We start from the raw sequence: 26,449 nt of genomic DNA on the forward strand, positions 1-26,449 counted from the left end.
GAGCGACGCTATACCTACGCGCAGATCATCGAGCGGTCGAACCGGCTGGCCGCGTACCTGCACTCGCGGGGGCTGGGCTGCCACACCGAGCGGTCGACACTTGCCGGTCACGAGGTCGGGCAGGATCTCGTCGGCCTGTATGCGTACAACGGAAATGAATTCGTCGAAGCGGTGCTTGGTTCCTTCGCCGCGCGGGTCGCGCCGTTCAACGTCAACTTCCGCTATGTCAAGAGCGAGTTGCAGTATCTGCTCGCCGATTCCTGTGCGAGCGCACTGATCTACCATGCCGCGTTCGCGCCGCGGGTGGCCGAAGTTTTGCCGGACCTTCCGCAGCTGCGTGTGCTGATTCAGATCGCCGACGACTCAGGTAACGACTTGGTCTACGGTGCGGTGGACTACGACAGCATCGTCGAATCGAGTTCGGGGGCACCGCCGCCCGTACATCACTCGCCTGACGATCTGTACGTCCTCTATACCGGCGGCACGACCGGAATGCCGAAAGGTGTGCTGTGGCGCCAGCATGACATCTTCATGACGTCTTTCGGCGGACGAAATCTGGTGACCGGCGAGACTGTCGGTTCCATCGACGAGATCGTCGCGCGGGTGGCCGCCGGTCCGGGCACCAAACTCCTCATCTTGCCTCCGCTGATCCATGGTGCCGCGCAATGGAGCGTCATGATGGCAATCACGACCGGGCAGACCTTGGTCTTCCCTTCCGTCGTCGACCATCTAGATGCCGACGACGTCGTCCGCACCATCGAGCGGGAGAAGGTGGCCGCAGTGACGGTGGTCGGGGATGCCATGGCCAGGCCGGTGCTTGCGGCCGTCGAAAAAGGCATCGCCGACGTGTCGTCGTTGGCGGTGGTCGCCAACGGCGGTGCGCTGCTGACGCCGTATGTCAAAGAACGCCTGATCGAGGCGTTGCCGAACATCATGGTCGTGGACGGCGTGGGATCGTCGGAGACAGGTGCACAGATGAGTCACCTATCGATCACGGGCGCGGTGTCGACCGGCACTTTCAACCCTGGACCGGACACCTTTGTGGCCGCCGAAGATTTCGGCTCGCTGCTCCAACCCGGACACGAAGGCATGGGCTGGCTCGCCCAGCGCGGTTACGTACCCCTCGGTTACAAGGGTGACGCTGCGAAGACGGCCGCCACCTTCCCGGTGATCGACGGCATCCGGTACGCGATACCCGGTGACCGCGCCCGTCACCGAGCCGACGGTGTTATCGAGTTGCTGGGCCGCGATTCGGTGACGATCAATTCCGGCGGCGAGAAGATCTTCGTCGAGGAGGTCGAAACCGCGATCGCGTCGCATCCGTCGGTGGCCGACGTTGTGGTTACCGGGCGGCCGAGCGAGCGGTGGGGCCAGGAGGTAGTGGCCGTCGTCGCGCTCGCCGATGACACGCGCGCCGATGCAAGCGAGCTGACCGAACATGCCGCGAAAACCCTGGCCCGCTACAAACTTCCGAAGGCGGTCGTCTTCCGTGCCTCGATCGAACGGAGTCCGTCCGGCAAGGCCGACTACCGGTGGGCTCGCGAGCAGGCCGTGAACGAGGAATAGCCGGGCCTCCCGCTAGGGAACCATTGCATTCGCCGGACGGAGTGACACCGGGAGGTGTTTGAGTCCGTGCAGCCCAATGCTGTTGTTGAAAGTAGGTTCGTCAGCCAGGGTTAACTGCGGGAAGTGCTCAAACAAAGACTGCAGGCCGATATGGAGTTCCATGCGCGCCAGCGCCGCACCCAGGCAGGCGTGCACACCGGTTCCGAAGGTGATGTGTTCGCGGGCGTTCGCCCGGGTTGTGTCAAAGGTATCCGGGTGTTCGAAGACTGCCGGGTCGCGGTTAGCCCCACCCGCCAGCAGAAAGAGCGCTTCGCCTGTCCGGACCGAGTATCCGTGGATGTCAATGTCTTCGGCAGCGACCCGCGGCACGACGTGAGCTGCCGTGTCATAACGCAGGATCTCCTCGACCGCGTCGGGCCATCCCTCGCGATTGGCGCGCAGCGCGCCCAACTGATCCGGGTGACGAACAAGCGCCACGACGGCCTTGCCCATGACATGAGTAGTGGTGACGAACCCCGCGCCGACGAGTAGCCCCGCGAGCATCCTGATCTCGATTTCGGTCAGGTCGCCGTTATGTATGACGTCGGACAGGATGCTGTTGCTGGCGTCGTCTTCACGCAGCCGCGCGATGTGACTCACCAGGTACCGGTCGAACCCCCGCAGAACATTCGTCGCGGACCGAAAGCCCCGCCAGGATGCGGTGGTGCTGCCGATCAATCTTGTTGTGGTGTCGGCGACTTCCTGAAGATAGCTGGTCTCCTCGGCTGGCATTCCCAGCATCTCGGCGATGACAGCGATGGGTATCCGCGAGGTGTACTCGGCGACCAAATCGCACTCTGCGCTGCCCTCCAGACCGCGAAGCAGTCCTTCAGCGATGTCGTGAATGCGCGTGCGAAGTCCGTCGAGCGCCCGTGGTGTGAACGCACGGGAGACCGGGCGGCGTAGCCGCGTGTGCTCCGGTGGATCGGTGACCAACATGGAGGGCGGTTCGATCGGATTCAGCACGCCGGGGTCGGTCTTGGCCAGGATCCACTGGACGATACGAAAGTGTGACCGATCCCGAGGTTTGATAGTCCTGAATCGGCCGTCGCGCAGCACCTCACGCACAATCTGCGCATCAGCGCTGACCCAGCCGGCTCCGGGGATCGGGGACATACGCCCGCGCGCGCGAACCTGCTCGATGAGCGGATAAATATCGTCGACCGGCCTGGTGTCGATTGTCAGGAGCCGCGCCAGCGGGTCACCTCGCCACGCCATCAGGTTCAGTGACGCACGTGGGACTCCATACCCTGCCGCCCAATGCGTCCACTCCCGGACCGCCACCTTCATGTGCCCACGCTCCCTGCCAATCGGCTGCACATGAGCCTAATGCCCGGGTCTACCCTCGAAGGGCAGAAAGAAAGGTACGCGATGCTCGCAGCGTTCGGATTCGAGGCCCTGGGTGTGGTCGTCGGCGATATGTACTTCGTCGACCCGAACCCGCTCGAAGGTCAGGAAACCCCGGAACGGGGAGTCAGGTTGGAACTCCGCCTCGTCGACCGGGCCGAGCCGCACGGATCGATTTACGCCGGCGTCCCGATCGCCTTTTCCCGCCCGGTCTGGCGGGTGGACATTTTCGGATCAACAGAGAGCCCACCCGGGACGCTGGACCGGGCTCATCACCACCCCCGTTTCAACGGTTGGGAACCCTCACGGCGGCATTTCGTCCCCGAGCTGTCGGCCGACCCGGTGTCCTGGCTCGCCGATCAACTGGCGGACCCGGCCGTCGTGCTGGGCCGGGCCGGCGTCGATACGGATGAGGTCAGCAAGGCCGACTTGACCGGACTCGCAGCGGCAGGCCCGGAGATTGTCGCCGCAGTGAAGCGCATGCTCGACGGCGTGCGAGACGGCGAACTCGCTCCGGCGCCGGCCGAGCCGGCTGCGGCCGCCCGCACCGGCTGGCTCTAGTCGCTCACGAGTCGCTGGTGACCTTGGTGGCCAATGCCGCCAACTTTGCATCGAGATGCTCTGCAGCGCTGAGTAATTCGGGGTTCGGCTCAATGACCATCAACGACGACGGCTTGACATAGGTCAGGCTGCTGCGCCCATCGCCCTCGTCGACAATGAGCATCTCGACCGGGGCGAACAGCCCCGCGGTCACGTCGTGGCGCAGCATCGTTACCGCGATCAATGGGTTGCCAAGGATCACCCGCAGCGCCTTGCGGTCGATGCCCGCCTTGGTGATCCAGGCGCCGTGGTCGACCACGCCGAACAGCATGAAACCGCTTGGGCCGACGTGGGATTCCACCCATTCCCGGTAGGGGTCCCAGCTGTCGGTGGCCGTCGCTATGTCGTTGATCGGCACCGCCCGTTGTCCGATGTCGGCCAGCAGTGCACCGACCAGTTCGTCGTAGCTCTTGGCGCTGTCGAAGCGCACGCGCACCCCGGCGAACTGAATTTCGCGCGGCATGGCCGCCTCCTTAGAGTTACAGCTTTCCTGTCCTCATGTCTTCACCAACCTTGAGAATCGGACGCCAGTTCTCCGGTTGAACCCTCTCCCAGAGTCCGCCCTTCCCCAGTTCTCTTCCACGCTGATCTTCTTTCCTGAGCCAATCCTCAGCGCTTCTAATCCGATTCGGGTGGATCTCATCGAGCAATGCGTAGTCCCTTTTGACGACTCGGTGCTTCCAGAGCTGCCAGAAGCCGGTGAAGTTGTCGCGCATGGTCATGGTGCTTTTATCTTCTGGGTCGGCGTTGTAGCCGGCAGGCCTGTCCGCGATTGCGCTGAGGGGGCCTTGCCGCCAGTAGGTGTCCAGATCGGTGTCAACGTATCGTGCTGGATGCCCGGTGACAGTTTCAAACGCCTCGGCAAGGTTCGCGTAGGAGACATCGTCGATGGCGACCTCAAGGTCCATGCCATTCGCGCGCTCGGGATGGTCGAAGAGCCAACGAACGTAATATCCGCAATCCTCAAGCGACACATGTGGCACGGCTCCCTCGCCGAGTGGGACCCGCCATGTCAAGACACCGTTTTCCACGGCAGGTGTCATGGGCGTCCCGGGTGAGATCGCCATTTCGATGTACGGACCCGAAGTGAAGACCGCCGCTCCCATCCGGTGACGATTCGCCTGATTTTGGAACAGGATCCACTCGCCCACCCGGCCCTTGCCGTCGTAGTGGCCGGTGCGGAATCTGGGGTCGTATCCCGCCTTCTTGAGCCCGTAGTCCAGGTTGCCGTACACGAAGAATTTGATGCCTTCTTCGATGGCTATCTCGTAAGTGCGGATCGCCCAGTACATCTCGGTTTTCTCGCCGGTGTTGAATCCGTCGATGTTGATGAATGCTCCGTCACAGCCGCGAAACCCTTCCCGCAGAATCGCTTCGTCGGCGAAGGAGCCTTCTACTACCGACACGTTGTTCAGCGCGAGGAGATCCTCGGCTCGACGGGAAGCGGAGTCGCGAGTGAGGAACCGAACGGAGTATTTCTTGTCGGCGACCAGGGCGCGAATGATCGGGATGCCTTGGGCTCCAGTGCCGCCCACGACGAAGATCTTGGAGGTGAGGTGAGAAGACATTTGATGACTCCTGCCGACGTCACAGACGCTCGATGATGGTGGCGTTGGCCATGCCGCCGCCCTCACACATCGTCTGTAGCGCATACCGGCCGCCGCGCTGCTCCAAGGCGTTGACCAGCGTGGTCATGATGCGAGCGCCACTGGCCCCCAGCGGGTGACCGATCGCGATCGCGCCGCCGTTCACGTTGGTCTTGGCCAGGTCGGCCCCGGTGTCATGTGCCCAGGCCAGCACAACCGGCGCGAAGGCCTCGTTGACCTCAAACAGGTCGATGTCGGTCAGCGTCAGACCAGCACGTCGTAGCACCTTCTCGGTGGCCGGGATAACGCCGGTCAGCATGTACAGCGGATCAGAGCCCACCACCGTCGCGGTGTGGATGCGGGCCAGCGGCCGCAGCCCCAGTTTCTTGGCGGTTTCGGCGCTGGCGATCAGCACCGCGGCGCTGCCGTCGGACAGCGGCGACGAGTTGCCCGGCGTGATTTCCCAGCCGATTTGCGGGAAGCGGGCTTCCACTGCCGGGTCGTAGAAGGCCGGCTTGAGCGTGGCCAGCGTCTCGACCGTGGTGCCGGGCCGGATGATCTCGTCGGTGCTCAGCCCGGCGATCGGAGCCAACTCGTTGTCGAAGAGTCCCTCTTTGGTGGCCAGCGCCGCCTTTTCGTGACTGGCAGCGGAGAACTCGTCGAGCTGTGTGCGCGAGAATCCCCACTTGGCGGCGATCAGTTCGGCGCTGATGCCCTGCGGCACCAGCCCGTCGGGATACCGACGCGTCATGTCCTCGCCGAATGGATTGCTGCCCGCCAGCACTGAGCTGCCCATCGGAACGCGGCTCATCGACTCGACGCCCGCGGCGACCACCAAGTCATAAGCGCCGGAAACGACGCCCTGTGCGGCGAAGCTGATCGCCTGCTGGCTGCTGCCACATTGCCGGTCGACTGTGGTGCCGGGAACCGCCTCAGGAAAACCCGCACCCAGCAGGGCATTACGCGCGATATTGACGGCCTGGTCGCCGACCTGCGTCACCGCTCCGGCAATGACATCGTCGATCTGGCCGGGGTCCACGCCGGTGCGCTGCACCAGTTCTCGCAAGCTGTGCGCCAGCAGGTCCGCGGGCAGCACGCCGTGCAGTGCGCCGCTGGCCTTGCCTTTGCCGACCGGTGTGCGTACCGCACCCACGATGACGGCGTCTCGACCCTGATATGCCATGACTCCTCCTTGAGCCGCTGCTAAGTATTGTCAGCTATATCTAGCTTAACCACCTAGGTATAGTAGAATCAACCCAGACAGGAGGTGATTTGCATGACACTTCTGCAGGGCGCACTGGCGGATCGGAACACCTGGTCGGCGGTCGGCGAGTGTGCGATCGAGCAGACCATGGCAGCAGTCGGTACCAAATCGGCGATGCTGATCATGCGCGAGGCGTACTACGGCACCACCCGGTTCGACGACTTCGCGCACCGGGTGGGCATCACGAAGGCGGCCGCCTCGGCGCGGCTGGCCGAATTGGTCGAACTCGGGCTACTGACGCGACGGCCATATCGCGAACCGGGGCAGCGCACCCGCGACGAGTACGTGCTCACCGACGCCGGTATCGATTTCATGCCAGTCGTCTGGGCGATGTTCGAGTGGGGGCGACATCACCTGCCTGGCCACAATCGGCTGCGACTCACTCACCTGGGTTGTGGCGCCGAAGCATCCGTCGAAATCCGTTGCGCCGAGGGCCATCCAGTGCCACCCGACGAGCTCGGTGTGCGGCTGGCCAGCCGGAGTTCGCGCCGTCGCGATTGAACCAACGGACCGTTTGAAGATTTTCAGGTCGGCGGGATTGCGGACGGCGGGCGAAACCCGGAGTGCGCTAATGAAACTGACATGCCAGTGCCTACCGGACCGTTGTGGTCGACGAGCACGGCGGAGCCGGTGGCTATCCCGTCGTTGCTGTGGTGAGTAAGCGACGCCAGCCCGATGTGGGGTCCTACGGGCAAGCGACTCAGCGTGAGGGTGTAGTCGACGTTGATGAACTGCAACGCACGGGTTCCCCAATTGGCGATTGACGCGGTGACGTCACCGGCCATCGCCGCGCGGGTGAACGCGCTCAGTGGTTCCGTGTCGACCAACGGACGCGTCTCCTCCAACCACGTGTATTTCGGTCCCGGTGCGTCATCCCATTCGGGATCTGGATTCTGTACCCCGGCGCCCCAGCCGTACGTCCGGATAAAAAGCGACGGGTGGTTGCCGTTCTGGTCGATGGGTAGCGGCGGCATCTGCACGGGTGGTGACCACACATCTCCCTCCGGTTGCGGCCCGCGCCGCAAAAACAGTGCGCTCCCACGCGCCACCGCGACACCCCGCTGGATGAGGACAGCCTCCACGAGCCGCAGTCGCCGCCGGTCGTGGTGGACGCGAGTGTGCAGCTCCACCGGTTCCAGTGCCGTGGGTGCGGGAAGGTCGACAGTCAGCCGCGCGGGGTGCAGCTGCGGGTCGTCGACGGCGCGTTCGACCGCCCAGGCCAAGAGGCCGCCGACGACATGACCGCTGATCGTCGGGCCCCATCCTCCGCGAGCGATTGCGGTTGGCACGTAGCGAGCTTCGTCGCGCACGAAGTACGCAGAGATGGCCGTCGGCCCAATATCATCCGCGACGGGCTTCGGCTCGGTCATTGAGATGTCTCCCGACGCTCGTTAGGGCCATACACCACACCGTCGCGCTTGAGTCGACGATGGGTGCGCATCCGGGCTATTCGCATCGCCGCATTCGCCCCCAGCCGGAGCGGCGTACCGAACGGCGGCGCGGCGGTTCCGGTAATGCTGAAGGGCAGATCGTTTCCCACCACGGTTCGGTAATGGCTGAACGTATCGAAACCGGCTTTGCCGTGGTACGCGCCCATTCCGCTGCGGCCCACTCCTCCGAACGGCGCTGCCGACGGGATCATTTGCGCGGCAAAGTCATTGCGGGCAACGCCGCCGCTGCGCGTATTGCGGACAAAGGTGCGAAAGTTGTCGTCGCCGGGTCCGTACCAGTAGGCCACCAGCGGTGCGGGCCGCTGGTTGATGTAATCAATGGCCTCGCGCAGCTGCGAATATCCCACAACCGCGAGCACCGGACCGAAGATCTCCTCTTCGGCGATCCGCATGCGGTCGTCGATGTCGCGAACGATGGTGGGCGCAATTTTGCGGCTGGCGCTGTCGGGTAGTGACTCACCGCTGGGGGCAACGGTTTCGACGCTGGCGCCGTTGGCCCTGGCATCCTCGATCAGGTTAATGACTCTTTCGAAGTTGGCCTGGTTGACGCTGGAGCAGTAGTCGTCGTTGCCGACGATGGTGGGGAACATGCCGCGCAGGGTTTCACGCGCTGTATCGACGAACGTTTCGATCTGGTCATTGGGCACCAAAACGTAGTCGGGGCACACGCAGACCTGACCGCCGTTGACCATGCGGCCGCGGGCGATGCGTGACGCCGAGCGTCGGATGTCAGCATCCCGAGCGACCACCACCGGGTTCTTACCGCCGAGCTCAAGGGTCACCGGCACCAGGTTCTGCGCCGCCGCCCGTTGCACCAGCGCACCGACCGACGGTGAACCGGTGAAAAACAGGTGATCGAACGGCAGCGTCGCGAACGCGGCCGCGATGTCCGGTCCGCCGGTGACGACGTCGAGTTCTTCGGGGTCGAAGTACTTGGGCGCAATGGCTTTCATCAGCTCCGCGGTCTGTGCGGTGATCTCGGACATCTTGATCATCACCCGGTTACCGGCGGCGAACGCCGCCGAGGCCGGTAGCACCACGAGGTTGACGGGGAAGTTCCACGGCCCGATGACGCCGACGACGCCGAGGGGTGTGGGCTGAACCTCGGCGCGCAGACCGCTCCACCGCGCGCTGCGCATTAGCTTGGTCGGTCGCATCCATTGCGCTACATGGGATCTGGTGTGCTCGACCACCGAGATGATGCCGACGACCTCGGTGAACAGCGACGCGGCCTCGGATCGGGTGCCGTAGTCAGCGGCCATCGCCTCGATGAATGCGTCGGTGTTGTCCAGCAGCAGCGCCATCAGCCGATCGATACGATTGCGCCGAACCGCCACGCTGGGCGGCCCATCGGTTAGGAATGCTCGGCGCTGCCGGTCCAGCATGGCCTGCAGCTCACTCACGAGGTCACAGCTTACGGCAATTGGCTCGGCCCATGTAGGCTACTGTAATATTTACAGTACGATCATGTAGCCGAGACGGAGAAGCTGTGGAAAGTCCAGTTCAAGACGCTGCCGTCACCGCTGCCTTCCCTGTCGACTTCATCCGAGACCCATACCCGTACTTCGCCCGGAAGCGCAACGAAGCCGGTGTGTTCCACGGAACCGTCGTCGACTACTCCAAAACTCCCGAATCGCTGCGGCCCAAGAACTCCTTCGCCGCCATGTCGTTCGACGCAGTCAACAAGGCGTTTCGCGACGGCCAGGTCTTCAGTTCGACCTACTACGACCACACGATCGGCTTGTTCATCGGTCCGACCATCTTGGCGATGGGAGGCAAAAAGCACCGCGAACACCGCAACCTGGTGTCGGCGGCGTTCAAGTCCAAGGCCCTGGCGCGCTGGGAACCCGAAGTTGTGCGACCGATCTGCAACGCGTTGATCGACGAATTCGTTGATGCCGGCGAAGCCGATCTCGTCCGCAATTTCACCTTCGAGTTCCCCACCCGGGTCATCGCCAAGCTGTTGGGCCTGCCGGCTGAGGACCTGCCCGAATTTCGCCGCCGCGCGGTGCAATTGATCAACTACACGATCAAATACGAGCGCGCCTTCGAAGCCTCCGCAACGCTGAAAGACTACTTCCTCGACCAGATCGAGCAACGTAAAGCCAAGCCGACCGATGACATCATCGGTGATCTGGTTACCGCCGAAATCGACGGCGAAAAGCTCAGCGATGAAGCGATTTACTCCTTCCTGCGGCTGCTACTACCCGCCGGACTGGAAACCACCTACCGGTCATCGGGCAACCTGCTCTTCTTGTTGCTCACCCACCCGGACCAGTTCGACGCGGTGCGAGCCGATCACGACTTGATCGCCCCGGCGATCGAAGAGGGCTTGCGCTTCGAGACACCACTGACCACGGTGCAGCGGTTCGCCACCGAGGACACCGAGCTGGAAGGAATCAAGATTCCCGTGCGGTCGGCGGTGGACTTGTGCATCGGCTCGGCCAATCGCGACGAGCAGCGGTGGGAGCGCGCGCAAGAATTCGACATCCTCCGCAAGCACATGCCACACATCTCGTTTGCGGCCGGTGAACACACGTGCTTAGGGCTGCACCTGGCCCGCATGGAGACGCGGGTCGCCTTGGAATGCCTGCTGGATCGGGTCACCAACGTCAAGCTCGTCACTGACGACGACCCGCATATCTACGGCCAGCCGTTCCGATCACCGAATGCGCTTCCGGTGACGTTCGACGCGAAGTAACGTCCCGGAAATGGTCAAGGTGATGGAGGGCTTTCGAGTCCTGGAGGTTGCGCAGTTCACGTTCGTCCCGGCAGCAGGCGCCATCCTCGCCGACTGGGGTGCCGACGTCCTCAAAATTGAGCACCCGCTGCGTGGCGACACCCAACGCGGCTTTCTCAATATGGGTGGCATCCAGGTCAACCCGGACCGGCATCCGCTGATGGAACACCCCAACCGGGGCAAACGCAGCGTCGGGATCGACGTCTCAACGCCGGGCGGTCAGGAAGTCATCTATGAACTGGCCAAGACATCCGATGTGTTCCTGACCAACTACATGCCCGCGCAGCGCCAAAAGCACAAGTTCGACGTGGAGCACATCCGCGCGGCCAACCCCAACATTGTGTATGCCCGCGGTTCGGCATACGGCGACAAGGGGGCCGAGCGTGACGTCGGCGGCTACGACGGGACGGCGTTCTGGACGCGCAGCGGCATCGGCTACGCGTTGACGCCGGAGGAGCTGGGTGGCGCACTGGGACAGGGCATTCCCGCGTTCGGCGATTCCATCGGCGGCATGTTCATCGCCGGCGGCATCTCGGCCGCGTTGCTGCATCGCGAGCGCACCGGCGAAGCCCTCGAGCTAGACGTCTCGTTGCTGAGCACGGCGTGGTGGGCGGCGGGGGCGAGCGTAACGCAGGGCATGGAGACCGGCGAGGTCATGCGCACGTTCATGCCGGGTTCCCTGGCCCCGTCGGTGAATCCCTTCATGGGCAATTACGAAACCTCCGACGGCGGCACGATCAACCTGTGCATCATCAGCCCGACCGGGTTGATCCGCGACACCTTCGAGCACCTGGGCATCCCTGAGGCCGCCGACGACCCCCGCTTTTCCGACGTGCTGCCGTTGATCCAGAACGCCGATGCGGCAGCTGAACTGATCGGGAAGGCCTTCGCCGCCAGGCCGTTTGAGTACTGGCGACAGCACCTGAAAACGATGAAGGGTCAGTGGGCGCCGTTCCAGAGCCTTCTCGACCTGGCCGACGACGAGCAGGCCATCGCCAACGACATGATCTCCGAGGTCGAACTCGCCAGCGGTGGCGCACCGTTCAAGGTCGTGCGCGGGCCGATCCAGTTCAACCACGAACCGCTGACGACAACCCGGGCGCCGCAAGCCTCCGAGCACACCGAAATCGTCCTGATGGAAATCGGCATGGACTGGGACCGCATCGCCGAACTCAAGGAATCTGGAGCCATTGCATGAATGACGTCGCCATCATCGGTGCGGGTTTGCATCCGTTCGGTCGCTTCGAGGGCAAATCCACGATGGAGATGGCCGCCGACGCGATCCACCTCGCGCTCGCCGACGCGGGTGTCGCGTGGAAGGACATCCAGTTCGCAGTCGGCGGCAGCTGGACGGTAGCCAACCCGGACGCCATTGTCGGCATGGTGGGTCTCACCGGCATTCCCTTTACCGATGTGTTCAACGCCTGCGCGACTGCGGCCAGCGCCACCAAGCTGTGTGCCGACAGTATTCGGTTGGGTGACTACGACATTGGCATCGCGGTCGGAATGGACAAGCATCCGCGCGGCGCGTTCACGGAAGACCCCGCACTGGTCGGGATGCCGAGCTGGTACGCCGCGAACGGTCAATACCTCACCACCCAATTCTTCGGGATGAAAGCCAACCGCTACCTTCACGACCACGACATCTCGACCGACACACTCGCCAAGGTGGCCGCCAAGAATTTTCGAAACGGCGCATTGAACCCCAACGCCTTTCGCCGCAAACCGATCTCTGAAGAGGCCATCCTGGCGTCGCCTGTGTTGAATTACCCGCTGACCCAGTACATGTTCTGCGCTCCCGACGAAGGTGCGGCCGCAGTCGTGATGTGCCGCGCCGATATCGCGCACCGGTTCACCACCAAACCCGTCTATGTTCGCGCGGTCGAGATCCGCACCCGCCGCTACGGCGCCTACGAGGTGAACACGACTTACGCACCCGTCGAGGAGGACGTGTCCCCGACTGTCTACGCCGCCAAAGCCGCCTTCGAGAAAACGGGGGTCGCGCCGCAGGATGTCGACGTTATCCAATTGCAGGACACCGACGCCGGCGCGGAGGTGATCCACATGGCCGAGGCGGGTTTCTGCGCCGACGGCGAGCAAGAGAAGCTGCTGGCCGACGGAGCGACCGAGATCACCGGCGCGATGCCGGTCAACACCGACGGCGGCCTGATCGCCAACGGCGAACCGATCGGGGCGTCCGGGCTGCGCCAGATGCACGAGCTGGTACGCCAATTGCGCGGCGAGGCCGGCGACCGCCAGGTTCCCGGAAGTCCTCGGGTCGGCTTCGCTCAGGTGTACGGTGCACCCGGCACCGCAGCGGCAACCGTATTGACAACCTGAAGTCTTCAGCCCACTTTCTTGACCGGCGCTGAGTAATTCGGCTTGCCGAGGCCAAGTACATACTGCGCGATCATGTTACGGAACACCTCGAGGGTGCCGCCGTAGATCCCGACCAGCGGGGCGAAGCGATACACGTACTCGGCTGCGCCATCGTCGGCCGCGCCGTCGGTCCCGTTCGGCAGCGTCGACGCCGTGCCAAGGATGTCCATCAGGTCCGGTGAGATGTCGCGCATGGTTTGCGCCAGCGCCACCCGGCCGAAGATGCTCGGCGCGCTGAACGCCGCCTCCATCCGGGCGGCGCTGCGACCCAGCCGGTATGCCACCGACTCGTCGTCGATCAGCCTGCGCCCGTTCGGATCTGGTTCCGCAACCTTGCCGGCGGCCTTGTCGACGGCATCGGCCATGAAACCGGCCTGATGCATCATGATCGACACGTCCTGCAACCCATCGGGCGCGGCAGCAACCGCGCCGTGTTCGGTGTTGAGCGGCTCGCGCAGCACGGTCCAGCCCGCGTTGATGTCGCCGAGCCGATACTTGTCGTCGACGCGTACATCGCTGTAGTAGACGATGTTGGTGCGGTCGCCGTCGATGGTGCGGATGCCCTGGATATCGATCCCGGGGGAATCGAGCGGCACCAGAAACATCGTCAAGCTCTTGTGTTTGGGCGCCTCGGGATCGGTGTTGGTGATGAGAAAGACATACTGGCACTTGTGCGCACCGGTGGTGAACATCTTGGAGCCGTTGATGATCCAGCCGTCACCGTCACGCACCGCGCGTGTCTTGCAAGTGGCGACATCGGAACCGCCTTCGGGTTCGGTGTAGCCCAGGCAGAGCCGGACGTGCCCGCTGAAGACCTTCGGCATCACCTCATCGCGCAGTTCCGGCGACCCGAATCTGGCAACCGAACGCGCGATCATCGCGGTGGTGCCCCAGGTCACCCAGGGCACGTGGGCGCGACGCTTCTCCAGTTCCCAGATGCGGCGGCGCACCCGCGTGAAGCCGCCATCGGCATGCGGCTTCCACTCGCGTTCGAGGTAGCCGGCGGCACCCAGCGCCAGATGCACACCTTCGTCGAAGTTGTCACCGGTTTCGCGGTCCCGGCGTCTGACATCGTCGGTCACGTGGGTTTTCAGGAAATCGCGCGCCTCGTCGAGAAAGCCTTGGTCATCGTCGGAAAGCGTGACTCGGGAGAAATCCACTTATGCGTCCTTTCGTGAACGGCTTTCGCGTTCGGCGACGATCTCGGCGATGTATTTGGCGCTGGCGCCGGGGTCTCCGCCGGCGAGGGCCCACCCCCGAGCCCGCACCAGATATGCCGTCGCGGCGGCCTCCGCAGAAACGCCGAGACCGCCTTGCACATGCACCGCCATCGTCGCGGCCTTGGCGGCCTCCTCGGCCATGAACACAAACGCCGACGGGGCCAATTCCGGGCGTTCGTCGGGCTCGTTGTCCAGGAACCACGCGGCGCGACGCGCCAGGTTCCGCCCGCCCTGCACGGTGATCGCAATGTTGGCAAGTGGATGGGAGATCCCCTGCAGGGTGGAGATCGGCACACCCAGCGTGTAGCGGTGCTTGGCGAACTCCGCCGCGATTGTCATGGTCTCTTCGACCAGACCCGTCAATGCCGATGCGGTGAGCACCCGCCATTCATCCAGTGCCCGTTGGTATTGCGCTAAGGCGTCGGGCCCGCTGGCCAGCACGACGCTGGTGTCGGCGGCCGCCGGGTCGACCCACGCCATCGGCAGCCGGCCGATGTTATCCACCTTGGTTGGACGGGTATCGAATTTGAGGAGGACCACGGCGCCCTCTTTACTGCCGTCGCGGACGATGATCTGGTCGGCGATCGATCCCGTCGGGATGAGCCGAACCCCGCTGACGTTGTCATGCTGTGGGTCAAACGCCGCGAGCTGCTTGCCGTTCACGACGTCGGATTCGGCCGAGCCGAGTCTGGCCAGCAGCCGGGCCGCGCACACATGGTCGATCCACGGCACCGGTGCCAGCGAGCGCCCGATCTCCTCGGCCACCAATGTCAGGTCGACCAGTGTTGCACCGTCTCCCCCAGCGGTGTCCGGCAACGCCATGGTCGTCGCGCCCATCGCGCACAGCCGCTCCCACAGACTCTTGTCGAACCCGGATTCCTCTGCGGCACGGACTGTCTCGATCGGGCAGTGTGTTTTGAAGAAATCTCGATACGCGGTCTGCAGCGCCTGGTGATCCTCGGTCAGGCTGTAGTCGAGTCGGCGCAGTTCGTAGCGGTCCATGGTCAGTGCTCCTTCTCGCCCTGAAAAAAGAATTCATTCGCGTTGTTGTAGAGATAGTTCTCCATGACGTCGGCGGGGAGGTCCAGGGCTTGAGCCTCGGGGATGACACGGCGCATTTTCAGCACCGGCCAGTCGGAGGCGTAGATCACTTTGTCGGGTCCGCGGGTTCGCATGTAGTGGAGCAGATTCTCCGGCAGCCTTTTCGGTGACCAAGCGGACGTCACCAGGCGCAGGTTGGCGTATTTGATGAGTAACCGGATCGCGATGTCCCACCAGGGGTCCGCGCCGTGGATCATGCACAGTTTGAGTTCGGGGAAGCGCACGCAGACCCGGTCGAGGTGAATGGGGTTCTGCACCTCCCCAGGGATAGGAGGTCCGGGAAGGCCGGTGTTGATGCACAGCGGCAGCCCAAGCTCGGCGCATTTGGTGTAGAGCGGGTAGTACACGGCGTCGCTGGGTGGGTATTGGCCGTCGCCCCAGAAGCTTGGCCCCACAACGGCGTACGCGACCGGAAGGTCGCTGACGACAGCACTGAGCTCACGCAGCGACGGCATTGGCCGCAGTAAGTTGACACCGCCCATGGCCAGCGCGAACCGATCCGGCTTGGCCTCGACGAACTTGCGCGCGGTGACCGACGGCTTGGCGAGGTTGTCCATAAGCACGGCCTTGCGTACGCCTTGCTCGTCCATCTCGTCCAGCAACTCCGTCATGTCGACCGGCGCGAACATCGACTCGGGACCCTTGAAGTAGTCGTCGCGAACCTTCAGCATCCACGTGGGCTGCTTCTCGGTCTCACCGAAGTGCACATTGACCAGACAGTCGATAACTGGGCTTGTGTTCATGTTGACATCGGCGCCTTTTCTGTCGCTTGGCTTTTCGCCCATCGGTAATCGGCCTTGCCATTGCCCAGGCGATGAACGTGATCGACGAAGATCAACTCCTTGGGCACCTTGAACCGGGCCAACTGTGCGGTGCAATGCGCCTGCAGCAGCTCAGGTGACACGTCGGCTGCGTCGCGTAGTTCGACCAGAGCGACAACTTCTTCGCCCCAGCGTTCGCTCGGGCGGCCCACGACCAACGCATCGGCAACCGCCGGATGGGCGCGCAGCACTTCTTCGACCTCTTCGACGAAGACCTTTTCGCCGCCGGTGTTGACGACCAGCGAATCGCGGCCATACAGCCGCAGCGTGCCGTCTGCCTCCCGACTGGCGCGGTCGCCGGAGATCACCACCCGCTTACCGTCGACTTCGGGAAAGGTCTTGCGGGTGGCGTCGGGATCATTGAAGTATCCAAGCGGGATTCGCCCCTCTCGGGCAGCCCAACCGACCTCGTGCTCCCCGGGGGAAAGAAAGTGGCTGTAGTCCTCGGAAAGGACCAGTCCGCCCTCGCGCAGCGTGAAGGTATCGGTCCGGATGTCGCCCCGGCTGTGCCCGAATCCCATGTTGCCGGTTTCCGACGAGCCATATCCGTTGATGAGCGTCATGTTGGGCAGCATTTCCAGTAGCGCCCGTTGATATTTCGGGTTCGTCGCGGCACCGCCGGTCCCGATTGAGTTGAGCGACGACAAGTCGTAGCGGCCGCGCCGGAGCTCCTCGACCAGCGGCGCGGCGTAGGCATCCCCGACCATCGTCATCATGCCGACCTTTTCGCGCTCGGCGGTCTCCCACACCAACGGCGGATCGAGCTTTCTGCTGGTGTCGTATAGCACCACGGTGGTGCCGGCCATGATTGCGGCGAACGCCGTCCACATGCCGGCGGCGTGCATCAGCGGTGAAACCGCGAACCAGGGCGGGAGGGCGGGCCCGCGCACCTTGTCATGAATGTCTTGGGCGGAGGCATGATCGGCCCCATTCATCGAGGACACGTAAATGTCGGACTGCCGCCACAGCACGCCCTTGGGCCGACCCGTGGTACCACCGGTGCAGATCATCAGCAGGTCATCGGGCAACGCGGTCACGTCGAGGTCGTTATTCCCTTGTGCCAGCGCTTCATCCAGCGACACCGCCCCGGGTAGCTCCGGGACTGCACTTCCGTCTTCGACCGACAGCAGTAGGTCGGCGCTTTCGGGCGGGAACACGTCGGCGAATTTCGCGCCCAGCGACTTGTGGTAGATGACAGCCCGGGGCCGCACATAGTCAAGCAGTTCGGAGACTTCGCGCGGCGTGTAGTTGTAATTGACGTTCACCGGAACGGTGCGGGCCTTCAGGCAACCGACCACCATGTCGGGATAGAGGTCGTTGTGCATGACAAGCGCAACACGGTCCTGCCCGCATTCCCAGTTCTGCAGGCTGGCCCGTTCCCGGTGGGCGCCAAACCCCCTGGCGGCGAGGAAATTCGCCAGCCGACGGGTGCGGTCAGCTGTTTCCGCGAAGGTACTGCGGCGATCACCGCACACGGTGATCGGCCGGTCCGGGATGACCTCGGCGATCGCGTCCAGGATCGCCCCTATGGTCCATTCGGGCACGGCTATACCGCCGAGCCGACCTTGACGTCCAGCAAATCTAACGCGTTGTCGCGCATGACCTTTCGGATGTCGGCATCACTGAAGCCGACCAATTCGTCGGTGAACGACACAGGATCCTCCAAGCCTTCGCCGTGAGGCCAGTCCGACCCGAACAGAATCTTGTCGACACCGATGACCGACGCCAACTCGGGCAAGTCGTCCTCGTAGTAGGGCGCAATCCAGACGTTGTTGCGCAGCTGCTCTACCGGATCCACGGGGAACAGGTTCGGATGGTTGTTGGCCGCCTTCTTCAGGCGCTTGACCAGCCGGTAGACGAAGTACGAACCGTTCTCGATACTGACGGCTTTCAGCTGCGGGTGACGGGTGAACACCCCGTGGGCGATCATCGAGGCCATCGTGTCGTGAATCGCGCGGTCGTCAACAAGTATCTGGTCCAACGGATTCGAGCCGCCGAAGGCCTCGAACGTCGACTTGCCGCCCCACATGCCGGCGATCTGCAGGTAGCCGCTGTCACTCAAGTGGAAGCCGACCGGAACCCCGGCCTCCGCCAACCTGGCCCATACCGGATCATGCGCGGGATCGCCCAACGACCGCGGCTTGACCACACCGGGCACCGGGGCGGGCCGCACCAGTATCAGCTTCGCGCCGCGGCCCAGCACGAATTCGAGTTCTTCGACGGCCTTTTCGGGATCGGCCAGCGAAATGATCGGCGCCGCGATGATGCGGTGGTCAGGCCGGTCGAAGCCCCAGTCCTCGTCCAGCCACAGGTTGAACGCATGCAGCGACGCCATCGTCGCCTCGACATCGTGCTTGAGTGCTTCCTCGACGCCGCACGCGAACGTCGGCAACATGAACACCGTTTCGATGCCCTGGGTCTCCATCACTGCGATGCGTGCGTCGCGGTTCTGGTATTCGGGGTGTTCCTCGAGTCGCTCCACTTTCATCAGCGACGCCGGGTCGACGCCTTCCGGAATCTCGCCGCGGAACAGCAGATCGAGGCATCCCGGCACGATGATCGGGTCGAAGGTCGGATTGGGGATGAAACGGTTGACCCGGTCCCCGATGATCGCCTGGGTGTGCTTTCCGTCGCTGAAGATCTGGACGCCGCGTCGGCGAAACTTCTTGTCCAGATGCCGGGTGAAGGCATCGAGCGGTTCGTAGTAGTGATTGTCGACGTCGATCGCCTTATAGCCCAAGTTCCCCATCATCGTCCTTTCCCGCGCTTAGCCCTGGAAAGCTCGGCGCTCGCTTGTCGAGAAAACTGGTGATCCCTTCGATGACATCGGGACGTTGCAGCGACTCGTGCAGCAAGGCTTCGGCTCGTGAACTCGCTTGCACTACCTCGCGCATGGCATCACCGTAGGTCTGTCGCTTGATGATCGCCATGGATGCCGGCGAGCAGTTTTGAGCGATGTCTTCGGCGTAGTCCATGGCTCGTTTCATCAGCAGCTCGGGCGGTACCACCTCTTTGACCAGCCCCAGCTCTGCCGCTTCGTCGGCGAGAAAGGTCCGTCCGCTCAACAGTAGATCGAGCGCGACGCCCCAGCCCGTCAGTCGCGGAAGTATCCAGGAGACACCGTATTCCGCGATCAGCCCACGCCGGGCGAAGGATGCAGCGAACTTGGCTCCGGCGGCGGCGAACCGCACGTCGCACATCAGTGCCTGCGTCAGGCCGATACCGACACAAGATCCGTTGATCGCCGCGACGACCGGCTTGCACAGCGTCGTCAAGTGATAGGGCTGGCGGTCCCCGACAAGGCTGGCCAGCTTGCCCTGGTCGGTTTTCTGGACCGACTGCGTGACACTTCCCATTGAGCCCAGCTGAGCGCCGGCGCAGAACGCCTTACCGCGACCGGTCAACACGATCACCCGAACGGCCGGGTCCACTTCGGCTCGGTCCAATCCGGCGTAAAACGCGGTGGCGATGTCACCGCCCCAGGTGTTGAGTCGATCCGGCCGGTTCAACGTCAGGACCGCGACACCGCTCGCAGTCACCTCATAGATCACCGCCTCGTCTTGGGTGGGGTCGGCGACGACGTCGTCGGCGGTGCTCAACATGAACCTCCTGTCGCGCTGCTTATGCCCATACTGTATACCTATCGGTACAGCATTCCACAATGCTAAGCGGGCACTAGTCCCAGGCGCTGATAGGCCCTTTCGATCTGGGCTTTGGCCTCTGGCGGCAACTCTGCTTGCGGCGGCCGGGAGTGTGGATAGGAACCGATCGGCAGGCCGAGCAGCGACGCGGCGTACTTGAACGCGCCGCCCCAGTGTGTGAAGTAATCGGCCCGACCGGGATAGCAGGTGAACCAGGAGCCGAGGTCGAGGTCGAATTGGTCGAGACCTGATTCGCGGCCGTAGTCCATCGCCTCGACGAGCTTGTCGTTACACACCAGGTCCCAATATTCGGAAAGCAGCGGCCGCTGCGGCGTCTCGAATAAGTAGCCCGCGGTGCCCAGCTGGGCCGGGCAGACGATCCCGTCGCGCAGCCACCCGGCGCGGTACACCGTTTTCTCGCACTCCCAGATCACCAGGCCGGGCGCCCATTCATGCAACATCCGGCTGTTCGCCGGGCGGAAGGCACCCTCCTTAGTTGCGCAGACGGCGGGGACCTCGTCGTAGATGCGTGCGCCTTCCTCCGCCGTCAACACGTATCCCGAGGAAGGTGAATTGAACATCCCCAGGGCAATATCGGTGCGCTGACCGATGTATTTGAAGAACCGCAACACGCCTTCGCCGCCGTGCGCCTCCATCATCGGGGTCTGGATGTAGGCGATGTCGGCGCCGGCGTGTTGGGCGTGCAGCGTCAGCTCCAGGCAGTCCTTGGCCGACATCGCGGCGGTGCACGCCTGCACCACGATGTCCGGGTTGGCGGCTCGACCTTCCTCGATCGCCACCTCCAGCAAGCGCTTTCGCTCGTCGAGCGTTAATGACCAGAACTCCGCAAGACCGCTGGTGCACCACAACAGCGGGTGGCCGAGATCACTGACGCAGTAACGGATCAGCGTCCGGTAGGCGTCCCAGTCGATGTCGTCACCGTCGGTGCCGCAGAACGGGGTGTACAGGGAATCACCGATCCCCCGCAGAGCGCTGCGCGCCCAACCGCGTGCCTCGTGTGCCGTGGCCATCACCGACTCCTTTCTCCAGTCATCGACCGTCAGGTGAAGTCCGAGCCGCCGTCGACATTGATGTTCGCTCCGGTCATGTAGGAATTGCGACGCGACGCCAAAAACGCTACTACTGAACCCATTTCGTCCGGTAGACCGGTTCGCGGCATGTGCGCCGGATGCCCGAAGTGCTTGGCGATAGCGTCCATCAGCTGGTAGGGATCGTTGCCGTCGACGCCGACCGAGGCAGCCCAGCCGACCAGCGACTCGGACGCGATGCTGCCCGGCGACACGACGTTGACCAGGATCTCGTCTTTGGCCAGCAACAGCGACAGGTTTTTGGAGACGCTTGTCAGTGCCGCTTTGGCCGCGGTGTACGCCGGCAGCATCACACTTTGGCGCTGTGTGGAGTGCGCCGAGAAGTTGACGATCCGCGCCCAGTCCGCGTTGCGAAGTAGCGGAAGAGCCGCACGCACGCAGCGGACCATACCCATTACGCCGTCGTCGAAAGCCTTACCCCACTGCTCGTCGGTCAGATCTTCGAAGCTGCCTACCGAGCCCGGCCCGACCGCATTGACAAGCACATTGAGCTCGCCGTTCCACCGGCCACCCAGCTCAGCGAACACACCGTTGATTTGATCGGCATCGCCGATATCGGCCACCAGCCCGAGCGCATCTGGGCTGCCGCGATTAGTCAGATCTTCGGTCGCGCGGTCGAGGTCAGCCCGGGACCGGGCAATGATCGCGACGCGAGCGCCATCGTCGGCCAGGCACCGCGCGGCGGCCAGACCCATGCCGCGGCCACCGCCGACGACGACTGCGGTGGCGTTTGTCAGCCCTAAATCCATGGCAAATGCCCGGTTTTCCTTCGCTTGCCGCCGTGCGTATCAAAAACCCTACGATAGGTATTACAGTAGCAGACGGGAATCGTGACACAGCTGCGTAACCGCAGATCACCGGGCAGCTACCGGTAGATTCGATCCCACGGCCGCAAGGCCGGAACGGCATGCGCAACGTTGATCTTGATGGAGGTGCCGGCAGTGGCCAAACAAGCAACCGCCGAGAAGCGTCAGCGACGCGAACGCGGATCCATCAACCCTGATGACATCATCAGCGGCGCGTTCGAGCTCGCAGAGGAAGTGTCGATCGACAACCTGAGCATGCCATTGCTGGGCAAGCATCTCGGCGTGGGAGTCACCAGCATTTACTGGTACTTCCGCAAGAAGGACGATCTGCTCAACGCGATGACCGACCGCGCCTTGCGCAAGTACGTGTTCGCCACCCCGTACGTCGAAGCCAGCGACTGGCGCGAGACCCTGCGCAATCACGCTCGCTCGATGCGAAAAACGTTCATGGGCAACCCGATACTGTGCGATCTGATTTTAATCAGGTCGGCGCTCAGCCCCCGAGCCGCCAAGCTGGGCGTCCAGGAGATCGAAAAGGCGATCGCTGGCCTGGTCGAGGCCGGGCTGTCGCCCGAAGAAGCCTTCGACACCTATTCCGCGGTATCGGTTCACGTGCGGGGTTCGGTGGTGCTGCACCGGCTTCAGGAGAAGAACCAGGCGACGGAGAACGGCGCACGCACAATCGAGGGCGCGATGGTCATCGATCCCGAAACGGCGCCCCTGCTGGCGCAAATGACGGCGAAGGGTCACCACATCGGCGCGGCCGACGACAACAACTTTGACTACGGCCTAGACTGCATCCTCGACCACGCCAGCCGGTTGATCGACGAGAGGTCGAAGTCGACTGCCCGGCAACCCAAGTCGACGTCGTCGCGGCCGCGCAAGTCGACCCCTTCTCGCGGACGCACTAAATCGTCGCGATCTTAAAAGCCTTACGGGGCCTCGGGCTCCGGCACGTTGAAGTGCTCGTCGCGCAGCCGGAACGCTTCTTTGGTGCCGTGCTCCGCCCGAGTCTTGACGAAGTTGAACTCCCCCGGCGCGAACTGCAGATTGGTGCCGTACGCGTGAAATAGATAGCTGGCCACTTCTTCACCCTGGTAAGCCTGGCTCTGCTCGACGAGCCGAAATGCCTCTTTGGCAATCACGACGCCATCGGCCGGCATCTTCGCGGCCTTCTCCGACCAGTACCGGGCGCGGGCCGGGACCAAGCCGGGATCGCATGTGTCAGTGAAGATTCCCAGGTGCTCGATGGCACCGGCCTCGATGATGTCGCCGGTCAGCAGAAGGCGGCGCGCCAGCACTGGCCCCAACCGATGGAAGAACATGTGCAAGCTTCCCAGCGCGGGCCCGAGAAAGCGGGTAGCCGGCATGCCGATCTTTGTGTCACGGGCGATCACCGAGATATCCGTCATCAACGCCATCTCGAACCCACCGCCAAGCGCGTAGCCGCTGATTTCGCCGACGGTGACCTTGGGAAAGCCCATCAGGTTGTGGTAGAAGCCAAATGACTTACGGTCCACGGTCAATCGGCGGCGTTGACTGGGCCGACGTTGTGTATCTTGCCCGCCGTACCAGCCGTAGGCGTTATTCATGTCCGCCCCGGTGCTGAACACCCCCTCCGCCCCGCGCAGCAGCACCACCGTCAGATCGTCGTCCTCGGCCACCCGGTCCAGACACCGGGCGATCGCGTCACGCATGCTGGCGTCGTAGGAGTTGCGCTGCGCGGGGTTGTTGAAAGTGATGGTGGCGATTCTTCTTTCAGGATCGACCGCGAACAGAACGCGGTCGTCTGAAGCGTCCGAGATTGTCATGCGCCGGACTCCTTCCGAGGTTGGCCATTAAATCCGGGGGCCACGTCCAGCCGCGGACCGATATCTGACATCCGTTTCGCCTCAATCGTTTTGTCGCTGCCAAAGGCAAGCGTCTTGTACCGAGCCACGGCTAGGTGCTCCTGCGCCAGCCGGATCGCCCTGGCCGAATTACCGTCGCTGATAGCGTCGAGCAGACGCTGATGGTCACGCAGCGCGGCGCGCTTGGTCTTGCCTACCATCGGCGTCGGCTCGCCGTCGTCGGACCAGACCGAAGACTCGTGCGCAGACCAGATCAGTTCCAGCGAGCCGATCACCAGGATCATCGGCTCGTTGCCGCATCGGGAGACCAGGGTTTCATGAAACCGGCGGGCATTGGGCACGTACTGTGACCCATCGTCGAATTGCGCGGTCTGGATGTCGATTTCGTTCTGCAGATGGGGCACCACTTCGGTCATCCGGTCTTCACGCGCGGCGCACATCCCCGCGCAGATCGGCTCGAGATGCATCAGTGCTTCACTGACGTCGACCGGCGTTGCGGACCTCGCCTGCAGAACCATGCTGATCATGTGTGCGGTCCGCTCGGCCCTCGGATGATGGACGACCGCTCCACCGACGTTGCCGCGCCGCACCGAGATCAGCCCATCGGTCTCCAGGATGTGGATTGCCTCCCGCAATGCCGGCGGGCTCACTCCGAATTCGCCGAACAGGCTTTCCTGCGACGGCAGGACATCGCCCTCTTTCAGCCGGCCGGACAGGATGTCGTCGCGCAACTTCGAGGCGACGATCTCCGCGACACGGGGTTGACGAAAGCGCTGCACAGTCATGTCAGGTCTTCTCGGCTCGTCGCTTGCCGAATCGGAACCCGGTCAATTTGTCCGGCGCCTGCGCCAGCGTGTTTACCTCACCGATGGACAGCACCTCGTCATCGAGAAGCAGCCGGGCTGTCGACGTGATGCCTCGCCCTACCGCGGACCGGGCAATATCGAAACGCAGATCGGTCAGCACCGGCGTGGGCCGACGGAAGGTCACCTGTAGCGATCGAGTCTTGCCGGACAGTCCGGTCAGGCAATTCTGGTGCTGGATGACGCAGTCGAAGAAGACGGCAAGAAAACCGCCGTGAACCAAGCCCGGTGGGCCCTCGTAAACCAGCGGAAATGTGACCTGACCGGACGCGGTGTCGGTGTCGAGGTGCTCGAAGCGGTATTCCGGAAAACATGGGTTGAACCCACCGATATCCGTGGCGTGATCGAGGTAGACCCGCCGGCTGCCACTCTCGTCGGAGTCGTCGGAGCCGATCCGCGGCGTGCTGTCCGGCGGAACCGCCGTGCCTAGCTCCCGCTCCCACTCGCTGATCTGCGCAACGATCGCGTCCACCGTCGGGTGGGCATGTTCCAACGACAGCAGCAGCGAGCTGAGCCTGCGGATCGCGCTGGCCGCTGCGACGGTCTGGGCAAGCGGTGCTTCGCCCAACCGGGCACTGTCCGGGTTCGGCCGCGCGGGAACGGCCCCTGGTTGGCGTTCGCCCATAAGCCCTCTTCCTGATGCAGCTGTTCCGTCGCCGGGCTTTCCTTGCTAAGTTATACAGCGCAGCAATTGTATAGCCTACTGTAGGGGTAACCATATCGGCGTGGGAAGGGCGGATTTGGCGGTGAATCAAGATCTGGACTCCACGGCGGCCGACGGCTCGCTCATCGCGAGCCGAGACGGCGCGGTGCTGCACATCACGTTCGACCGCCCGTCACAGCGCAACGCGTTGAGCCAGAGCATGATCGAGATATTCGTGGCCACGATGACCGACGCAGCCACCGACGACACGCTGCGGGCCATCCACATCCGGGGCGCCGGTGCCGACTTCTGCGCGGGCGCTGATTGGGTTGCCACCAACAGCGGCGCCGACCCACGCCCGCGAACCGGTGACCTCGTCCGCCGAATTCCCCACACCGCTCATCGCGTGATCGAACTGGTGCACACCATCCATCTGCCGGTCGTCTGCAGCGTACGGGGATTCGCCGTCGGCCTCGGGTGCAATCTGGCACTGGCCGCCGATTTCACCGTGGCTGCCACCGACGCGGTGTTCTGGGAGCCATTTGTGGCCCGCGGGTTCAACCCGGATTCGGGTGCCAGCTGGCTACTCCCCCGCCTGATCGGGCTGACCCGTGCCAAGCAGATGTTGCTGCTCGGCGACAAAGTCAGCGGGACAGACGCCGCGGACTGGGGTTTGATCCACCGGGCCGTCAGCCCCGCGGAGCTCGACGACAGCAGCGAGGAACTACTGGCACGACTGGCCGCCGGACCGACGGTGGCGCTCGGCCTGGCCAAGCAAGCCATCCACTACGGTCAGCATGCGACGCTGGCTCAGTCCATGACGCAAGAACTTTTCGACCTCGAACTGTCTTGTCGGACCAAGGATTTCAAAGAGGGCCTCGCAGCGTTCCGAGAACGACGCCCACCACGGTTCGATGGCCGATGACACCCAACAACGAGGAACGCTGATGTCTGATAGCTCTGCACGGTCATATGACACCGTCAAGTACGAGGTCGATGGGCACAAAGCCACCATCACCCTAAACCGCCCCGACGCCCTCAACGCCCTCAGCCCGCATATGATCACCGAACTGCGCAGCGCTTACCACGAGGCCGAAAACGACGACGCCGTATGGATTCTCATCGTTACCGGTACCGGACGGGCATTCTGCACGGGCGCAGACGTCAAGGCGATCCCCGGCGACGGCAAGGTGATCAACGAAGCACCATATTTGTCCACCTATGAACAGTGGGAGGCGCCGCAGGAGGGCACCCCGCCATTCCGGACAATGGCCAAGCCGGTGCTCGCCGCGATCAACGGAATCTGTTGCGGGGCCGGATTGGATTGGGTGACCACCGGAGACATTGTCATCGCGTCCGACAAAGCCACGTTCTTCGACCCGCACGTCAGCATCGGCCTGGTGGCCGCACGTGAGGTGGTCCG

Annotated in this window: 26 protein-coding genes; 9 read left to right on the top strand and 17 right to left on the bottom strand. The window is 63.5% G+C overall.

Annotation, left to right across the window (positions count from 1 at the left end):
- On the top strand, positions 1–1,566 hold a 1,566-nt coding region (locus WB785_RS11910), incomplete at its 5' end, for an acyl-CoA synthetase (protein ID WP_424079375.1).
- A gap of 12 nt (positions 1,567–1,578) precedes the next feature.
- Here WB785_RS11910 and WB785_RS11915 read toward each other — a convergent pair.
- The gene (locus WB785_RS11915) at positions 1,579–2,895 is read right to left on the bottom strand and encodes a cytochrome P450 (RefSeq protein ID WP_424079377.1); all 1,317 of its coding nucleotides are present in this window, start codon (positions 2,893–2,895) and stop codon (positions 1,579–1,581) included.
- A gap of 81 nt (positions 2,896–2,976) precedes the next feature.
- Between WB785_RS11915 and WB785_RS11920 the strand changes: the two genes are divergently transcribed.
- Positions 2,977–3,513, top strand: coding sequence for a hypothetical protein (locus WB785_RS11920; RefSeq protein WP_424079379.1), 537 nt, complete (start codon positions 2,977–2,979; stop codon positions 3,511–3,513).
- Between the two features lie 4 nt (positions 3,514–3,517).
- Here the strand turns inward: WB785_RS11920 and WB785_RS11925 are convergent, their stop codons facing one another.
- Genes WB785_RS11925 through WB785_RS11935 form a run of 3 tightly spaced genes read right to left on the bottom strand, consistent with a single transcriptional unit; the run spans position 3,518 to position 6,321 of the window.
- Positions 3,518–4,015, bottom strand: a complete 498-nt coding sequence (locus WB785_RS11925; RefSeq protein ID WP_424079381.1) for a DUF302 domain-containing protein — start codon at positions 4,013–4,015, stop codon at positions 3,518–3,520.
- Positions 4,016–4,031: 16 nt separating this feature from the next.
- Entirely contained in the window at positions 4,032–5,120 is a 1,089-nt protein-coding gene (locus WB785_RS11930) for an NmrA family NAD(P)-binding protein (RefSeq protein ID WP_424079383.1), read from the bottom strand.
- Between the two features lie 19 nt (positions 5,121–5,139).
- Entirely contained in the window at positions 5,140–6,321 is a 1,182-nt protein-coding gene (locus WB785_RS11935; RefSeq protein ID WP_424079385.1) for a thiolase family protein, read from the bottom strand.
- A 93-nt stretch (positions 6,322–6,414) separates the two neighbouring features.
- Between WB785_RS11935 and WB785_RS11940 the strand changes: the two genes are divergently transcribed.
- Positions 6,415–6,903 carry a winged helix-turn-helix transcriptional regulator gene (locus tag WB785_RS11940; RefSeq protein WP_424079387.1) on the top strand — a complete coding sequence of 163 codons (489 nt, stop codon included), beginning with the start codon at positions 6,415–6,417 and terminating at the stop codon, positions 6,901–6,903.
- 23 nt (positions 6,904–6,926) lie between these two features.
- On the opposite strand, the gene WB785_RS11945 is transcribed toward WB785_RS11940, so the two are convergent.
- Entirely contained in the window at positions 6,927–7,772 is an 846-nt protein-coding gene (locus WB785_RS11945; RefSeq protein ID WP_424079388.1) for an acyl-CoA thioesterase domain-containing protein, read from the bottom strand.
- Positions 7,769–9,238, bottom strand: coding sequence for a coniferyl aldehyde dehydrogenase (locus WB785_RS11950; RefSeq protein WP_424079408.1), 1,470 nt, complete (start codon positions 9,236–9,238; stop codon positions 7,769–7,771). The genes WB785_RS11945 and WB785_RS11950 overlap by 4 nt, the downstream gene beginning before the upstream one ends.
- A 104-nt stretch (positions 9,239–9,342) precedes the next feature.
- Here WB785_RS11950 and WB785_RS11955 point away from each other — a divergent pair, with 104 nt between their 5' ends.
- From WB785_RS11955 to WB785_RS11965, 3 genes are read left to right on the top strand one after another with little or no spacing between them, the layout of a single operon-like run.
- Entirely contained in the window at positions 9,343–10,554 is a 1,212-nt protein-coding gene (locus tag WB785_RS11955) for a cytochrome P450 (RefSeq protein WP_424079389.1), read from the top strand.
- 22 nt (positions 10,555–10,576) lie between these two features.
- A complete protein-coding gene (locus tag WB785_RS11960; protein WP_424079410.1) occupies positions 10,577–11,791 on the top strand; it encodes a CaiB/BaiF CoA transferase family protein in 1,215 nt (404 codons plus the stop codon).
- Positions 11,788–12,933, top strand: a complete 1,146-nt coding sequence (locus WB785_RS11965) for a thiolase family protein (protein ID WP_424079391.1) — start codon at positions 11,788–11,790, stop codon at positions 12,931–12,933. Before WB785_RS11960 ends, WB785_RS11965 begins: the two co-directional genes overlap by 4 nt.
- A gap of 5 nt (positions 12,934–12,938) precedes the next feature.
- Here the strand turns inward: WB785_RS11965 and WB785_RS11970 are convergent, their stop codons facing one another.
- The 8 genes from WB785_RS11970 to WB785_RS12005 all read right to left on the bottom strand — a co-directional run bounded on the left by WB785_RS11970 (position 12,939) and on the right by WB785_RS12005 (position 21,613).
- The gene (locus WB785_RS11970) at positions 12,939–14,132 is read right to left on the bottom strand and encodes an acyl-CoA dehydrogenase family protein (protein ID WP_424079392.1); all 1,194 of its coding nucleotides are present in this window, start codon (positions 14,130–14,132) and stop codon (positions 12,939–12,941) included.
- The gene (locus tag WB785_RS11975; protein WP_424079393.1) at positions 14,133–15,194 is read right to left on the bottom strand and encodes an acyl-CoA dehydrogenase family protein; all 1,062 of its coding nucleotides are present in this window, start codon (positions 15,192–15,194) and stop codon (positions 14,133–14,135) included.
- A 2-nt stretch (positions 15,195–15,196) separates the two neighbouring features.
- Positions 15,197–16,036, bottom strand: coding sequence for an amidohydrolase family protein (locus WB785_RS11980; RefSeq protein WP_424079394.1), 840 nt, complete (start codon positions 16,034–16,036; stop codon positions 15,197–15,199).
- Positions 16,033–17,658, bottom strand: coding sequence for an acyl-CoA synthetase (locus WB785_RS11985; RefSeq protein WP_424079395.1), 1,626 nt, complete (start codon positions 17,656–17,658; stop codon positions 16,033–16,035). Before WB785_RS11985 ends, WB785_RS11980 begins: the two co-directional genes overlap by 4 nt.
- Before the next feature lie 2 nt (positions 17,659–17,660).
- Positions 17,661–18,863, bottom strand: a complete 1,203-nt coding sequence (locus WB785_RS11990; RefSeq protein WP_424079412.1) for an amidohydrolase family protein — start codon at positions 18,861–18,863, stop codon at positions 17,661–17,663.
- Complete coding sequence (locus WB785_RS11995; protein ID WP_424079413.1) at positions 18,844–19,713, bottom strand: enoyl-CoA hydratase; 870 nt, start codon at positions 19,711–19,713, stop codon at positions 18,844–18,846. The genes WB785_RS11990 and WB785_RS11995 overlap by 20 nt, the downstream gene beginning before the upstream one ends.
- A 65-nt stretch (positions 19,714–19,778) precedes the next feature.
- Positions 19,779–20,786, bottom strand: a complete 1,008-nt coding sequence (locus WB785_RS12000; protein ID WP_424079397.1) for a dihydrodipicolinate synthase family protein — start codon at positions 20,784–20,786, stop codon at positions 19,779–19,781.
- 29 nt (positions 20,787–20,815) lie between these two features.
- Positions 20,816–21,613 (bottom strand): SDR family NAD(P)-dependent oxidoreductase, encoded by a 798-nt coding sequence (locus WB785_RS12005; RefSeq protein WP_424079398.1) that lies wholly within the window; start codon positions 21,611–21,613, stop codon positions 20,816–20,818.
- Between the two features lie 177 nt (positions 21,614–21,790).
- On the opposite strand from WB785_RS12005, the gene WB785_RS12010 reads away from it, so the two are divergent.
- A complete protein-coding gene (locus tag WB785_RS12010; RefSeq protein WP_424079399.1) occupies positions 21,791–22,597 on the top strand; it encodes a TetR/AcrR family transcriptional regulator in 807 nt (268 codons plus the stop codon).
- A 5-nt stretch (positions 22,598–22,602) separates the two neighbouring features.
- Here WB785_RS12010 and WB785_RS12015 read toward each other — a convergent pair whose 3' ends face one another.
- The 3 genes from WB785_RS12015 to WB785_RS12025 are packed head-to-tail and all read right to left on the bottom strand — an operon-like array spanning position 22,603 to position 25,008.
- The gene (locus WB785_RS12015; RefSeq protein ID WP_424079401.1) at positions 22,603–23,481 is read right to left on the bottom strand and encodes an enoyl-CoA hydratase/isomerase family protein; all 879 of its coding nucleotides are present in this window, start codon (positions 23,479–23,481) and stop codon (positions 22,603–22,605) included.
- Positions 23,478–24,305, bottom strand: a complete 828-nt coding sequence (locus WB785_RS12020) for a FadR/GntR family transcriptional regulator (RefSeq protein WP_424079402.1) — start codon at positions 24,303–24,305, stop codon at positions 23,478–23,480. Before WB785_RS12020 ends, WB785_RS12015 begins: the two co-directional genes overlap by 4 nt.
- Before the next feature lies 1 nt (position 24,306).
- Positions 24,307–25,008 (bottom strand): hypothetical protein, encoded by a 702-nt coding sequence (locus tag WB785_RS12025; RefSeq protein ID WP_424079404.1) that lies wholly within the window; start codon positions 25,006–25,008, stop codon positions 24,307–24,309.
- Between the two features lie 121 nt (positions 25,009–25,129).
- On the opposite strand from WB785_RS12025, the gene WB785_RS12030 reads away from it, so the two are divergent.
- Both WB785_RS12030 and WB785_RS12035 read left to right on the top strand, forming a co-directional pair.
- Positions 25,130–25,951: an enoyl-CoA hydratase/isomerase family protein gene (locus WB785_RS12030; protein WP_424079414.1), complete on the top strand. Its 822-nt coding sequence runs from the start codon at positions 25,130–25,132 to the stop codon at positions 25,949–25,951.
- A gap of 22 nt (positions 25,952–25,973) precedes the next feature.
- Positions 25,974–26,449, top strand: a 476-nt coding sequence (locus WB785_RS12035; RefSeq protein ID WP_424079406.1) for an enoyl-CoA hydratase/isomerase family protein, incomplete at its 3' end; no start/stop codon positions are given.

It is taken from the genome of Mycobacterium sp. (assembly GCF_049585075.1).
Taxonomy (GTDB): Bacteria; Actinomycetota; Actinomycetes; order Mycobacteriales; family Mycobacteriaceae; genus Mycobacterium.